Raw genomic sequence first — 15,144 nt, 5'->3', positions numbered from 1 at the left:
AAAGCTCAAATCGTACCCCGTCCTTGGGTTTCTGTTGGTTCCCAGGAAGGTGACGTAACCTTTTCTATCGGTGCTAGGGCTGTAGGTGTAGGTGTTGAGTTGGGTAGAGGACCTGACGAATCTACTGGAGTAGATGTATTGAAATTTATTAATTTCCCCTTTGTCGCACCCTATGTCGGAGTTGGATACTATTCAGACGATAAGGGATTTGCTTATTCCGGTGGAGTACAACTGAACAGTTCCGATAATGTTTTTATCGGTGCTGGTTATAATTCTGTTCGGGGAATTAACGGACAAATTGGAGTTAAATTTTAACTTTAGGAGTCAGGATCCAGAAATCAGAATTGTGCGCGGTAGCGCACCACTTTGCTAACAGGAGTCAAGATTAGCAATTAGGAATGCAGAGTGGAGAGAATGCAAAGGCTGGAAAGTGTTTGTCATAAATTCGTTTCCTAATAAATTTTTGAGAAAATGAAATTCACCTCTATAAATTTTCCAACAAAATATTTTTAAGTATTTATTCTGACTCCTGTCTTCTAACTTCTGACTCCCAAATTCTCCAATATCCTATTCCCTAACTAATCGAAAACCAAATAAAATATGACGGGATTGAATAGGACGAGTATGGAAATAAGCAGCCCGACAAAATCCAGGTAAATCATCCCAAGAACAACCCTTCATAACTGAAACCGTGCGAACAATCTGCGATCGCAAAGTTGAAGTATATTCAAACACATTTCCTGCCATATCCTCAACACCGTAAGGACTGCGACTTTTCATAAAAGTAGCGATCGCATTAGTGTAATTTAAGCCACTACCAGCCCAGTTAGTTCCATTGTGATCCCATTTATTACCCCAAGGAAAATAACGTCCATCTTGACTACGGGCGGCTTTTTCCCATTCCTTTGCCGTTGGTAATCTATAAGTATAATTATCTTGTTTGCTTTTCCATTGAGTAAAAGCGATCGCATCTTCGTAAGATACTAATACTACCGGGTGTTGTGCTTGTCCCGATGGATATTTACCATTAGTCCAGCGATAGGGTTGAACTGTAGTGTAAGGGTGCACTAAAAAACCTTGTTTTTGGTAATCAGATTCGGAAATATCTGGTACGCGGTGATTAGTTGCTTGGACAAAACTTTGATATTCTCTATTTGTAACTAAATTCCGACTGATGCAAAAAGCAGGAAGAAAAATCACTTTTCGGGGAGACTCCCCATTAAACCAACCAACCTGTCGTAATTCCCGTTCTTCTTTTGCTACTGTTGTGGAGTTTTTTGCTGCTGCTTCTGCTGAAATCCGATAGCCATAATCTCGTTCGGTTTTGTCACTACCAGAAATAAATTCACCTGCGGGAATAAATATAAAAGAACTGTCATTATTAGTTTCACAGCGACTACGGCTAATTGACTTTGGTGAAACTGAAGATTGTTCGAAGATAAAATTTGCGATCGTCCCAGTTATAACAAGCGTCATTCCAACCCATATGAAAATTGGAAGTCGTCGCTTTATTCGCAACATAAGCAGAATAATTCTGGATTCTCAGTGAAAAATCATACCACTATCAGATTACTCTCATCTCAGAAAATACTTTCTGAATAAACTTAAATTATTGTTGGTAATTGTTAACTGCTAATTGCTAATTGGTTGAGAGGATGTTTGAGAAGTATAGCTTATTACCCAATATCATTATTGAGATCCCCCAACCCCCTTAAAAAGGGGGCAAAAGTCCCCCAATACATCGGGGGATTTAGGGGGATCCAAGATATCTTAGGTAAATAATATAACTTTTCAAACATCCTCTGAGATATTCACAAAGCTTGGGGATTTTTATTTGAAGAAAAATTTCCTAGATCGACTAACGCCCACATTTATATATCAAAATGTAATTTTTGAAACCAGTAAAATGATGTCTTAAAATATAACATTTTGTAGAGATGGGAAATTTAATAACCTAAGTTGCTGGGAAATTAGAAAAATCAATCTTATATTGAAAGTAGGTAAAAACAATGCAAAAAAACTTATTTTTGGGTAGCAGCTTATTACTATTAATGTTTGCTGTAGGTTGTGGAAACGTTCAATCAAATTCTGAACAAGAGGTCGGGGAAGCAGGAAAACCTCAAATTGTCACTTTGACTCAAACTGGTTGTCAATTTGTCGAAACAGAAAGCAAGGATTATCAGTTTAAAACAACTAAAGCTGAAGACTGTAAGGGAATTAATGCTAAAACTTTAGCAGAAAGACAAAAAGGATTTAAGCCTTTACAACTCAAACCAGGAAAATATATTTTTCGAGTTGCGAACCGTGACGTTCCCTATGAATTAGGTTTTTACCTCAGGGGAGAAGGTCTTAATCAGGTAACTTTACCCAAGGTTAGCGGTGGTGGTTTAACTAAAGGTGCAACTCAAGATTATGAAATTACCCTCAAACCCGGTAAATATGTTTTTAGCTGTCCGTTGAATCCCACACCCGATTATCCAATAGTTGTGTCTTAAGAAATCAACATTCTCACACATTCAGATGAATCTAACTTTAATGCTGCTTGAGCGATCGCTTCCGCTTCTGGAAAACTTAATTGGGCGATCGCTTTTTTGATTTTTGGTATTGCGTGGGGATTTAAACTAATTTCGTCTATTCCCAAACCTACTAAAATTGAAATCGCTTGGGGATCGGAAGCAAGTTCGCCACATAAACCAACCCAAATACCTGCTTGATGTGCAGCTTGGATGGTTTCATTGATCATTTTTAATACTCCCGGATGCAAACCATCAGCTAATTTAGCCACTCTCGGATTGGTGCGATCGGCTGCAGTTATATATTGACTTAAGTCATTGCTTCCAATACTAAAGAAATCTACCTCTGTTGCTAATCTATCAGCGATCGCCACGGCTGAAGGAATTTCAATCATCATTCCTACTTCCATGTTTTCATCGAAGGGAATATTTTCTTGACGTAATTTTGTTTTTACTTGATTTAATATCGCTTTTGTTCTTTGGAGTTCGGCTAAAGTTGCAATCATGGGAAACATAATTTTGATCCTATGACTGGAACTAACCCTTAAAATAGCTCTGAGTTGAGTTTTAAATAATTCCACATTATCTAAACAAAAACGAATTCCTCGCCAACCTAGAAAAGGATTACTCTCCAAGGGTTTTTGGAGATAAGCTAAAGGTTTATCACCTCCCACATCCAAAGTGCGAATTATTAATGGCTGATTTTCTGAAGATTGATTATCTAAAGATTGAGCAATTTCTTGATAGATACTAAATTGTTCAGCTTCCGTAGGTGCTTTAGCTCGATCCAAATATAAAAACTCAGTCCGCAACAAACCGAAACCTTCTGCACCCATCTTTAAAGCGACTCGAGCATCTTTAATTCCAGATATATTTGCTAAAACCTTGATTCTTTGTCCATCTCGAGTCTTTGCTAATTCACGAACGCTTTCAAGGGCTTGGTTTGGGCTATTTTCCCACTCCTGCTGTTTTACTTGTAGCTCAGTTCTCACACTTTGGTCTGGATCGATCCAGATTTGACCGGTTTCCCCATCCAGTGCGATCGTAGTCTTGTCTATGACTTGCAATACTTGTTTTGGTGCGCCCACAACAGCAGGAATACCCAAACTCCGAGCTAAAATTGCACTATGAGATGTAGCACTACCTTGAGTTATACAAATTCCCAAAACTAAACTACTATCCAACTGGGCTGTATCAGAAGGTGTAAGGTCTTTCGCAATTAAAATCGCTGGTTGGGATAACTTGGGAGGACTAGTAACGCTACCTCCAAGCAATTGCTGCACCCGTTGTCCCACATCTATCATGTCAGCAGCTCGTTCCTGCATATACGGATCGTCCATTTGGCGATAGCCGTTAGCTATTTCTTCAACTGTAAATTGCCAAGCAGCTTCAGCATTTAACTTATGCTCATAAATACGATGACGAACTGCATCTAACAGCGCGGGATCCGACAAAAATAATAAGTGAGCGTCAAATATCGCAGCTTCCGAATCACCTATTTGGGTTGAAGCATGGGAAAGTAAAATTTGAATTTCTTGATACGCTGTGATTAAAACAACCTGTAAACGTTCCCATTCCCCTTCAACATCATCTACATATCGTTCTTCAACAGCTAAAAAAGTCGGTTGGTAGCGGACAGTAGGAGCTATAACCACACCTGGAGAAGCTGGAATTCCTTGCAGGGAAGAACTATTGGTAATTTCAGTTGAACTTGGAGATGTTGTGGATGGGGGTTCATCAACGATTTCTGGTTCGCCAAAATTACTTTCGATTAATTTCTGTAAGGTCATTAACGCTTCACGAGCATCCGTACCTGTAGCAAAAATCGCTAACTCATCATCACAACGAGCGCCCAACATTGCAACTTCGTTGATACTATCACCGCGAACAGGTTCGCTACCTTTGGTTAAATTTTGTACTCTGATCTGGGATTGAAACTGGTTCGCTGTTGCAACAAACTTCGCTGCTGGACGAGCATGTAAACCCATGCGATTACTGATTTTTACCTGTATCCTATCTGCATGTTGTTCCTCTTCACTATCTATTAAATGAGACTGGGATGCAGATGTCGTAAATTCAATATCGTCGCCTAACTGTGCGGCTTTTGCAGCAAGTGCGCCCTTTGCTTCAGCTATTACCAGATCGACGTTTGCTCCAGAAGCAGCAGCAACCACAGCAGCGATCGCACCTTCAACCAGAGGAGCAGCACATAAATGAACCTTTTCTTGTTGTTCGCTGGGAAGAAACTCCAGAGCCATTTCTGCGCTCATCAAAGCACTTCCCAAATCCATTAAAATTACTACACCATCGTCACTGTAAACCGACTCGATGGCAGCATGTACTTCCATGACATCCGTACCCAGGGGGTTTTCCGGGTCATCTACTCCCGCAGCGATCGCTAACGGAACCGTACCTTGAACCATTTGTGTAGCCAGTTCCCGGACGCCTTGGGCTAGCTGTTTGCTATGAGAAACTATAATAATTCCGACCACTACAACACTATTAACCTTGTTGAGGGGTGTTTAAATAAGAGAGTTACTTTAACTCAAGATAATATTATTATGCGAGCACCTGTAATTTAAGAGTACTGCATAACATAAGTTTAAACATCTTCATTTGGTTCGCCGGATTTATTTATTTTTTTTAATGAATTTTCTCTTATGGAAGTTGAGAATTCCTCGAATTAGGAGATAGCAACGATTTAAAGAAAATTCTACACAATTCTTCTGAAAATAAACCCTTCAATAGATTTGGATAAAATTGTAACAAGGTAATAAGAATTATTTTTTACTCAAAGTTTATAATGAATTTGATTGTAGTATTTTTCTGAGGAACGTAAATCGGCTAAGTTTTTTTTTCACAGAAATACTATTAGAGTTGATTATGGTGCGAGAACTCTTAGAATTAAAAACTGAAGATAACAGTACGATTCTCGTAGCAGTAGAAGTGCTAGAAACAAATGTTGGACGAGTCTCAGCTCCAGGAGAAACACCTATTAAAAAGCTTGACCAAAGTTTTAGTATTGTAAAGGATTTAATTGTTCGTGCTTCGCGTCCATTGACTAAAGCATTTCAGCAGCTACATGAAGAAACACGAGCTACAGATGCAGAAGTTGAACTGGGCATAAATTTTACCAGTAAAGGTTCAGTTTATCTGGTAGAAGCATCTGGGAAAGCATCTCTAAAAGTAACTTTAAAGTGGAATTTAATACAAGAACCTAAAATCACCAATCGCAGATGATTATTAACCCATAAGTCAAGTTATTCTCTCCGTTTGTTAGTTGTTGAACTATTTAAAATTGCAAAAGCAATAAATTCTCATGTCTTGGGATTTAGTTAAAGAATGCACGGTAGCCATTATTTCCACAGACGGTAATATTTTCGGTACGGGCTTTTTTATCTCATCCGAAGGACATCTACTTACCTGCGCCCATGTAGTTGAAGATGCTGGTGGTCATGAAAAAATACGGGTAAATGGACAGCCTGTAGATTTAATTTACTTAGGTAGTAGAAGTCATGATGACTTTGCAGTTTTGCAATTATTTGACTATCAGGGTTCTTCAGTCCCCCTTTCAATAAATTTTCAGCCAATGGATAGATTTTTGTCTATTGGCTACGGACGTCCCGATTTTCCTAAAGGCGCATCTATTGACGGTAACATTACGGACATTAATCCTCAGTCTGTTTTTGGTAATTTGCCAATGCTTCGATTACGAATAAAGGCAAATTCACAAAATGTACAAAGAGGTTATAGTGGTTCGCCAGTCTTTGATGCAGAAAATCAACGAGTCATTGGCATAATTGCTGCTTACGATAATACAGAAGGTGCATTGGCTGTACCTTTATCAACTGTGCAAGATAAATGGGTAAATTTAGATAAATTTATGAATTTACAACCATTTGTACCGCCAATTGAAGCAAATAAAAGTGCTAGAGTTTTTATCAGCTATCGTAGTCAAGATCCAGATTTAAGCCTTGCTCAATACTTCTATGAAAGTTTTAAAGCATCTGGACATGATGCATTCATGGCAGGGGAAAGTATTCAACTGGGAGAAAAATGGACGCAGCGTATCGATAGAGAATTAGAACAATGTGATTATTTCTTGTTGCTATTATCTCCAAAATCTGCAACAAGTGAAATGGTAATAGAAGAAGTACGACGAGCAAAGGAATTAGCAGATTTACGTCCCGAAAAGAAACCAGTTATTCTACCTATTCGTGTTCAATTTCCCATGAATTCTCCGCTCAATTATGACTTACGGGGTCATTTAAGCCAAATTCAGCAGCGAGAATGGAAATCATCCGCAGACACTGCAAAAATTCTTGAAGAAGTTTTAAATTTATTGGCAAGGGAAGACAGTAATAATCATCCTGAAACAGATCAGACAGAAGATTTCTCTGTCATACCTACACTTCAACCATCTAATATTACCTCAACAGAATGTTTTGCTCTTCCTCTCCCAGTTGCAGAACCAGAAATACCAGGCGGAAAAGTAGATTTAGCTTCAAAATTTTATGTAGAACGCTCTCCCATTGAAGAACGTTGCTATGAAAACATAGTCAAGCCAGGTTCTCTAATCCGCATCAAAGCACCCCGACAAATGGGTAAAACTTCTTTAATGGCGAGAATTCTACATAAAGCTTCACAAGCAGATTGTTTAACAGTACCTTTGACATTTCAACTAGCAGATAGCAAAGTATTTCAAGATTTAGATAAATTATTGCGGTGGTTTTGTGCAGTTGTAGGAAGAAGATTAAAAGTATCTAATAAATTAAAAGATTATTGGGATGATATTTTTGGCAGTAAAGATAACTGTACGGTTTATTTCGAGGATTATCTTTTAAAAGAAATTAATCAACCTTTAGTTTTGGGATTAGATGAAGTTGATCGCGTATTTGAACATTCTGAAATCGCGGCTGACTTTTTTGGACTTCTACGTGCTTGGCATGAACAATCAAAGAGTACCGACATCTGGAAAAAATTACGACTGGTAGTAGTGCATTCTACAGAAGTTTATATTCCTATGAATATGCACCAGTCACCTTTTAATGTCGGGTTACCAGTAGAGCTACGTGAATTTAATTGCGAACAAATACTCGATCTAGCAAGAAGACATGGATTAAATTGGGATTCTATTCAGGTAAATAAACTGACAAATATGGTTGGAGGACACCCATATTTAGTAAGAGTTGCACTTTATCGTATTGCTCGCCAAGATACTACACTCGATCAAATTTTAAATATTGCACCGACTGAATCTAGTCTTTATTGCGACCACCTGCGACGACATTTATGGGACTTAGAACAACATCCAGATATAGCTACTGCAATGAATAGAGTAGTTAGTAATACTAAGGCTGTGAGATTAAATTCGATAGAATGCTTTAAATTACTTAGTATGGGGTTGATAAAAGTACAAGGCAATGATGTTACCCCACGTTGTAACTTGTATCGGCATTACTTTAGCGATCGCTTGAGAATTTAACTGATGAGTACAGAAAAACACCCAGCCTACGAATATCAAGTAGGGGGAAGTTTACCAGTTGATGCCCCCAGTTATGTTAAACGTCAAGCTGATGAAGATTTATATCAAGCATTAAAAGCTGGTAAATTTTGCTATGTATTGAATTCGCGCCAAATGGGTAAATCCAGTTTGCGAGTTCAAGTAATGAAACGCTTGCAACTAGAAGGTTTTGCCTGTGCAGCACTCGACTTGACACAAATTGGTAGTCAACAAGTTTCTTCTCAACAGTGGTATGGCGGTATCATTAGAACCCTAGCAAGAAATTTCCAGATCGCAAACAAATTTAATGTAAAGGAATGGTTACGCGAACAAGTCCGTGTATCTGAAGTACAACATCTAAGTGAGTTTATTGAAGATATATTACTCGTTGAACTTTCTCAACCTATAGTTATTTTTATCGATGAAATAGACAGTGTTCTTAGTCTGAATTTTCCTACGGACGATTTTTTTGCTTTTATTCGATATTGTTATAATCAGCGTGCTGATAACCCAATTTATAAGCGTTTGACATTTGCACTTCTGGGAGTAGCAACACCATCTGATTTAATTCAAAACAAAAAGCGTACACCTTTCAATATCGGTCAAGCAATTGCACTAAATGGCTTTCAAGAAGATGAAATTGACCCTTTAACTAAAGGATTAAAGAGTAAAGTAGATAATCCTCAAGCTGTTCTAAAAGAAATACTTCATTGGACTGGAGGACAACCATTTCTGACTCATAAGCTTTGTAACTTGATCCAATTTAGTAAAGAGTTCATATCTGTAGAAAAGATTGTGCGGTCGTACATAATTGAAAACTGGGAATCTCAAGATGAACCAGAACATTTACGTACAATACGTCATCGGATTTTAAGGAAAGAAAAACTCGCAGGAAAACTACTAGGGTTATATCAACAAATTTTGCGACAAAGAGAAATCACAGCAGATGATAGTCGAGAACAAATGGAATTAAGACTGTCAGGATTAGTAGTCGAGCAGCATGATAGATTAAAAGTCCATAACCGAATTTACCAGCTTGTTTTTAATCAAATTTGGGTTGATAGAGCATTAGAAAATTTGCGTCCATATTCTGAGGCGATAGCAGTTTGGCTAGCTTCTGAGCGTAAAGATAAATCACGCTTATTGAGAGGAAAGGCATTAGAAGATGCACGATTATGGGCAACAGGTAAAAGTTTGAGTAATGAAGACATTGATTTTTTAGGTGCTAGTCAAGAGCTTCAAACCAAGGAATTACAAGATGCTTTAAAGCTACATACATTTAGGTTTATAAATGGACAAGCTGCTAATATTTCTGAATTAATTATTTTGTGTGATAAATATCCAGAAGAAGCTGTGGATTATCTTTTCAATGGTGATATTACACAATGGCTACGTGGACAAGGTAGGACTGATTTAGTAAATATATCGCGTAACATTATAGATAAATATGTAGATAAAAACCGGCGATGCTTGGAAATTTTCGTCCGGGAAATGTGTAAATCTTGTAGAATTCAACCATATCCATTACTAGTCATAGAACCCAATGAAATTAATTTAGGTGAAATAGCTATTGGTTATCAAAATATACTTGAATTTCATGTTATAAATAACGGACGTGGCTTTGGATGGGGTTTAATAAAATTAAAGCACCGTCTTCCTGGAATCATTTTATCTGAAAACTTTAATTCTTTAAATCAAATATTTTCTCTTCAAATCGATACACTTGAAGTTAATCCTGGTAGTTATGATGATTTTTTAGTTATCTACTTAGAAGGGATTGAGAAAGAATATGAAATTCCCTTAAAATATATTGTTAAACAAACAAAACTTCGTATAAATCCAAATAAATTAGATTTAGGAGATATATCGCATTACAAAGAACCGATAATTACTTTATTAAAAATCATGTGTGAGACTTCCAGTGGAATAATTGATGGAAGATTTAGGGCAACTGCATCAAGTAAACTATTAAAACTTTATACTAATGAATCTACTAAAAAATTGCATCAAAGAGAATCGATTAATTTCGAAGGTCAAATAATAGATTTATACACACAACTAAATCCAAACTCTTTCAAAACAGGTAAATACACAGATTTAATAATTTTAGAGACAAATATTGAAACATATACTATACCTGTTAATTTTAAAAAATCTATCAGATGGGATAATATTACTACTTCGTCTTTATTTTATGCTGCTAGTACAGCAGGTTTGATGTGGTTTGTACGTTCTATGGTGGGCTTTTTTTGTTTTTATAACAAACTACCTAGATTTAATATTACACTACCTAGATTTAGTATTACCAGAGGTTTATTCTTTTCACAAACATCAAGCTTTTCACAAACACCAAGTGCAAATGATATTTGGCTTTCTATAAATAATGAAGTATTAAATACAAATATATTAAAATTATGCCCTAATCAAATAATCCAAGATGTAAGCAATCAAGATATTGAAAATGGAGCAAATAGACTCATTTTTATGCTCGTATTGATGATAGTTATCTTGATAAAACCTATACGGAAATATATTTTAATTATTTTAAATCAAATAATTTCTGAGATAAATTTTCGTTTTTGGTTTTTGTTATTACTCACTTTGAGTGGTTTCATATATATTCTTCCATGGATTATAAAATTTCTGAGTTTTACTATTATAAATTTTGTATCTCTAATTGACATTTCTTCATACTTATATACTTTCAATTTTCTTAATCAGCCATCATTGGCATGGCTAATATTTGGTATCATTATAAGTTTTGCTATTCAAATAAGAGTTATTATACAAGAGATTCAACGATATACTAACATACCAAATATATCTATAAAAATGTATATTGCCTTAATTACAGCATTATCATTATCACTTTTTCTTAGTGTTACAAAAAATATTACAAGTAATGACTGTTCTTTAGAAATCTTTTTTAAAATATATCAATAAATAGAAGTTAATATATTTGTGAACTATCACAAAAGTAAATAGTCACAGATCCAAATACCTAAATTTTCTTCAAATACTAAGATATTCGTAAGTAAAGTTAGCTTTAATTTTACTTATACAATAGCCTTTCCTCATAAGTATTATTGCGATAAAGCAGTCAATTCTTATGGGGTAAAAGCTTATTACACACACAAGCATTTTAAAAATATTCAAACTTTTTACTAAAGTAGGACTTACGCAACTGGCATATTTTTCCTGTAGGGTGTGTGACGCTGTGAAAATATCTGAACGTAAGAATCAGACTTATAGCGTCACGCACCAACCACCAATTGTGACACTTGCGTAAGTCCTATAAAGGTTTAGAATAAAAATTGACTCAAATTTTAATAAAAAATTATCTAAAGTATCTTATTTAAGATTTCAAAATTTATCAGATTATTTATTTTAAATATTCAAAAAATATTTATTAGTCATTATAATAAAGTAAACTATTTACTCAATAAATATTATTTTGACAATTATATTATTTATTCCCCAGACATCACACTCTTCAAAACCTGCTGAAAACTTTCAAAATCAGCTACAGTTATTGAATTAGTAAAAAGCAATTGTAATACCGACTCTTCATTTATTCCATTAATAGTTTCTACCACTTGCTCTGGAATTTCCTTAAATCTCGTACGTAAAATTTTAATGATATTGAATCGTGCTTTATGGATTTTTGTAAATCCTTCAAAACTTTCTTCCTCACCCATTATTATTGCCTATAGTTAAAACTTTACTCGTATTTAATCATACCAGAAAAGCTGCCCTATATCTGGTGTTGTATTGAAATTACAAAAGGGAATAATAGAAGTTTATTATACACACCTCAATTGAATTCTATCTAAGTATTAGTACTTTTGGAATTTTATAAATATTCTACTAATTTTCTTTTACCCTCAATAATCAATCAAAATGTCAACTAACTTTATACTGAAATAAGCAAGCATCTTCGATGCTTTGTATTACAAGTTACTTGCTTTAGTTTTTCGATGTTAGAAGATTTATATGTGATTAATGAGTCATGTTATTTAGTGTAAATATCATTTGTAACCTCGATACAGACCTTTCTAAAATCAGTTGAAAATCTTCTCGAAAAGGTATAGTTTCCATATCCTGAAAAGTATTTTTAAGATATAAATCTGAATATTAATTTCAATATAAAAATGTATATGGGAAAAATAAGCAGCTATTTCATACATTAAACCCCGAGCACAAGTTACAAATTATCTATGGAGCGAGATATCTAGTAACTGATTTTATTATGTCCAAACAATTAGTTTTAATGGATCATGATGGTGGTGTTGACGATTATTTAGCCACCATGCTGCTGATGACAATGAACCAATACGAACTTATTGGTGTTGTTGTTACTCCTGCTGATTGTTACATTCAACCTGCTGTTAGCGCGACGCTAAAAATTTTGGATTTAATGGGAGGTTCTCATATCCCTGTAGCAGAAAGTAATGTCAGAGGTATTAATGCTTTTCCTTATCTTTACCGTCGAGACTCCTTTGTGGTGGATCATCTCCCCATTCTCAATCAAAAGGAAACTATTTCTACACCTTTGCTAGCTGAATCGGGTCAAGACTTCATGCTAAAAATGCTTCAAGAAGCAACTGAACCTGTTACTTTGATGGTTACTGGACCTTTAACAAATGTGGCATTTGCTTTGGAGCGATCGCCAGAAATCGAAGCAAAAATTCGCTGTATTGTTTGGATGGGTGGTGCTTTGAACGTTCCTGGTAACGTCGAGAAAAATTGGGAACCCGGACAAGATGGTTCAGCAGAATGGAATGCTTATTGGGATCCAATTTCTGTTGCGCGGGTATGGCGATCGCAAATTGAAATTATAATGTGTCCCTTAGATATAACTAATAGCGTCCCCGTCACATCTGAGTTAGTGCAAAAACTTGGACAACAGCGTGATCGTCCAATCTCTGATTTAGCAGGACAATGTTATGCTTTGGTTATTCCCCAAGATCACTATGCTTGGGATGTTCTAGCAACATCTTATTTAGGTAACCCAAAAGCTTTTGAGTTAAAAGAGTGGGAAACAGAAATTATTACCTCCGGTTTAAGTCAGGGACGGACTAAGGTTGTTACCGGAGGAAGAAAAATTTTCGCAATGGATAAAGTTGATAAAGATTGGTTTTATTCTTACCTATTACAACAGTGGAGAAAATAAAAGTAATAAAAACAAAATTTTGCGTTCTGTAGGGGCGCACTGAACTGCGCCCTGATAACTGATATATTTCTTATGTGCAAATCCTGGCAAATTCTCAACTTATTCTCATACTCAGATCCAGCCATTTGGACTGAGTAATCGGAGCGCTACTAGATATATAATCAACTCCAGTTTCAGCAACACTTCGAATCGTATCTAAATTAATATTTCCCGAAGCTTCTATTTTAATGCGATTGCCCCGCGCGTTGCGACCGCTAAAATCCCGAATAATCTGAACTGCTTGCTTCATCAAATCAACAGGCATATTATCCAGCATAACGATGTCAGCCTTGTACTCTATTGCTTCCTTTACCTGATCTAAGTTTTCCGTTTCTACTTCTATCATTAATGGATAAGGTATGCGGGAGCGAATACAAGTAATTGCTTTTCCAATTCCTCCAGCAGCAGCAATGTGATTATCCTTGATCATCACCGCATCATCCAAACCCATACGATGATTAATTGCTCCTCCCACTTGAGTTGCATACTTTTCCAAAATTCTCAAACCCGGAGTTGTTTTCCGAGTATCGACGAAATTTGTTGGTAAATCGGCGATTTTTTCTACATATATATAAGTGAGACTTGCAATACCACTCAACCGCATCGCTAAGTTTAAAGCCACTCGCTCCCCAGTCAGCAGCGCGTCTAAAGAACCTTCGATTTTTGCGATCGCTATACCAGACTTACAATATTCCCCTTCTTTTACTAAGGGAGTAAAACTGACTTTCTCATTTAGAAGTTGAAATACCCTAGCCGCGATCGGTAAACCAGCAATAACACCATCAGCTTTAGCGATCCACTGAGCTTGACCCGTACTTGTATTTTCAGCAAGCAAACTTTGAGTCGTGCGATCGCCCCTTCCAATATCTTCTTGTAACCAAGCTTTTAAATAATCATTCAGCAGTAAGTTTGGTGGTAATACAGCATTTGAAGTTCTCATTGAGTATTGCTCATCTCAAATTTTCCGATATTCAATCTATATATATGATGATTATCCGATTAGGGAAGTACTAGATTGTCTGAATCATCAAATTCAAAGAATGGATTCCAAGCGACCTCCCATAAATGACCATCAAGATCGGCAAAATATCCACTTTAACCACCCCAAAAAACTTTTTGTGCTTTTTTGACAATTTTTGCACCCAGTTTTTCAACGTTCCTCAAGACTTCATCTACTTCTGCTTTATTTTTGGCGTTGTAAGCAAGGGTGATTCCAGAAAAACCATGTCCTTCAGGAGTGATCGTCACATCTTCAGCCAATTTATCTCTTGGGTAAAGTGCAAAAACAATTCCACCCAACTGGAAAAATGCAATATTCTCCGTACTCGCGCTGGATGTTTTCCAACCCAAACCGTTTTGATAGAAATTCAAAGACCGCTGAAAATCTTCAACTCCCAAAGTCACAATATTTAGTTTCTGTCTCATAGACTAAAAATAATCAACGCCATACTAATGTACTAGCGGATTGTTTCTTCGGACAAGATATTTAAACGTTCCATCCGTGTGAAAGAAATCGCAAATCAACACAACAAGTGATTTCAGAAAATTAAAGTACAGAAATTCAAATACAGAATATTGTGGCAGTCCAGCGATAAGACATTTAGACCTTCAATTAACTTGATGCCTTGAAGGGGTTTCATATATATAGATAGCGAGATGACTTGAAGGGTTGAATTTTATCAGTGCTTCAGGGCTCAAACCAGGAAAAACAAAAAAAAATGCGGCTACAAACTTTGTTGTACAAGGATTTGAGGGTTAACAGCAAAAAAAGTCCCAAAATTTTTCGAAAAAGGTGTTGACAGGTTCTGGGAGTATCGGTACTATAAACAAGTGCCTGAGAGAGGGGAGCGCGAGAGCGCAACACTCTGAAGGCTTCGAACCTTGAAAACTTTATAGTTTAGAAGCTAGTATACACC

At 36.2% G+C, this 15,144-nt stretch carries 11 protein-coding genes; 6 read left to right on the top strand and 5 right to left on the bottom strand.

Going from position 1 to position 15,144, the window contains the following annotated elements:
* A partial coding sequence (locus QNJ50_RS25660; RefSeq protein ID WP_300641266.1) for a hypothetical protein occupies positions 1-315 on the top strand: 315 nt, incomplete at its 5' end.
* Positions 316-567: 252 nt separating this feature from the next.
* On the opposite strand, the gene QNJ50_RS25655 is transcribed toward QNJ50_RS25660, so the two are convergent.
* The gene (locus tag QNJ50_RS25655) at positions 568-1,476 is read right to left on the bottom strand and encodes an SUMF1/EgtB/PvdO family nonheme iron enzyme (protein ID WP_300641264.1); all 909 of its coding nucleotides are present in this window, start codon (positions 1,474-1,476) and stop codon (positions 568-570) included.
* A 533-nt stretch (positions 1,477-2,009) separates the two neighbouring features.
* On the opposite strand from QNJ50_RS25655, the gene QNJ50_RS25650 reads away from it, so the two are divergent.
* On the top strand, positions 2,010-2,495 hold the full coding sequence (locus QNJ50_RS25650; RefSeq protein ID WP_300641262.1) for a hypothetical protein: 486 nt from the start codon (positions 2,010-2,012) through the stop codon (positions 2,493-2,495).
* Here the strand turns inward: QNJ50_RS25650 and ptsP are convergent.
* On the bottom strand, positions 2,492-5,005 hold the full coding sequence (ptsP, locus tag QNJ50_RS25645) for a phosphoenolpyruvate--protein phosphotransferase (protein WP_300641260.1): 2,514 nt from the start codon (positions 5,003-5,005) through the stop codon (positions 2,492-2,494). The two genes, QNJ50_RS25650 and ptsP, sit on opposite strands and share 4 nt — an antisense overlap.
* Positions 5,006-5,396: 391 nt before the next feature.
* On the opposite strand from ptsP, the gene QNJ50_RS25640 reads away from it, so the two are divergent.
* From QNJ50_RS25640 to QNJ50_RS25630, 3 genes are all read left to right on the top strand, one after another.
* Positions 5,397-5,753, top strand: a complete 357-nt coding sequence (locus QNJ50_RS25640; protein WP_300641258.1) for a CU044_2847 family protein — start codon at positions 5,397-5,399, stop codon at positions 5,751-5,753.
* 79 nt (positions 5,754-5,832) lie between these two features.
* Positions 5,833-7,998 (top strand): AAA-like domain-containing protein, encoded by a 2,166-nt coding sequence (locus tag QNJ50_RS25635; protein WP_300641256.1) that lies wholly within the window; start codon positions 5,833-5,835, stop codon positions 7,996-7,998.
* A 3-nt stretch (positions 7,999-8,001) separates the two neighbouring features.
* Positions 8,002-10,959 (top strand): AAA-like domain-containing protein, encoded by a 2,958-nt coding sequence (locus tag QNJ50_RS25630; protein ID WP_300641254.1) that lies wholly within the window; start codon positions 8,002-8,004, stop codon positions 10,957-10,959.
* 527 nt (positions 10,960-11,486) lie between these two features.
* Here the strand turns inward: QNJ50_RS25630 and QNJ50_RS25625 are convergent.
* Positions 11,487-11,714, bottom strand: a complete 228-nt coding sequence (locus tag QNJ50_RS25625) for a hypothetical protein (RefSeq protein WP_300641252.1) — start codon at positions 11,712-11,714, stop codon at positions 11,487-11,489.
* Positions 11,715-12,265: 551 nt separating this feature from the next.
* Between QNJ50_RS25625 and QNJ50_RS25620 the strand changes: the two genes are divergently transcribed.
* The gene (locus QNJ50_RS25620; RefSeq protein WP_300641250.1) at positions 12,266-13,189 is read left to right on the top strand and encodes a nucleoside hydrolase; all 924 of its coding nucleotides are present in this window, start codon (positions 12,266-12,268) and stop codon (positions 13,187-13,189) included.
* Positions 13,190-13,283: 94 nt separating this feature from the next.
* On the opposite strand, the gene nadC is transcribed toward QNJ50_RS25620, so the two are convergent.
* Together nadC and QNJ50_RS25610 are read right to left on the bottom strand one after the other, a co-directional pair.
* On the bottom strand, positions 13,284-14,168 hold the full coding sequence (gene nadC, locus QNJ50_RS25615) for a carboxylating nicotinate-nucleotide diphosphorylase (RefSeq protein WP_300641248.1): 885 nt from the start codon (positions 14,166-14,168) through the stop codon (positions 13,284-13,286).
* Positions 14,169-14,323: 155 nt separating this feature from the next.
* Entirely contained in the window at positions 14,324-14,653 is a 330-nt protein-coding gene (locus QNJ50_RS25610; protein ID WP_300641246.1) for a VOC family protein, read from the bottom strand.
* Positions 14,654-15,144 lie beyond the last annotated feature (491 nt).

It is taken from the genome of Mastigocoleus sp. MO_188.B34, assembly GCF_030065675.1.
Taxonomy (GTDB): Bacteria; Cyanobacteriota; Cyanobacteriia; order Cyanobacteriales; family Nostocaceae; genus Mastigocoleus.
The sequence above is the reverse complement of the archived record's forward strand: the minus strand, read 5'-3'. Positions and strand labels throughout refer to the sequence as shown.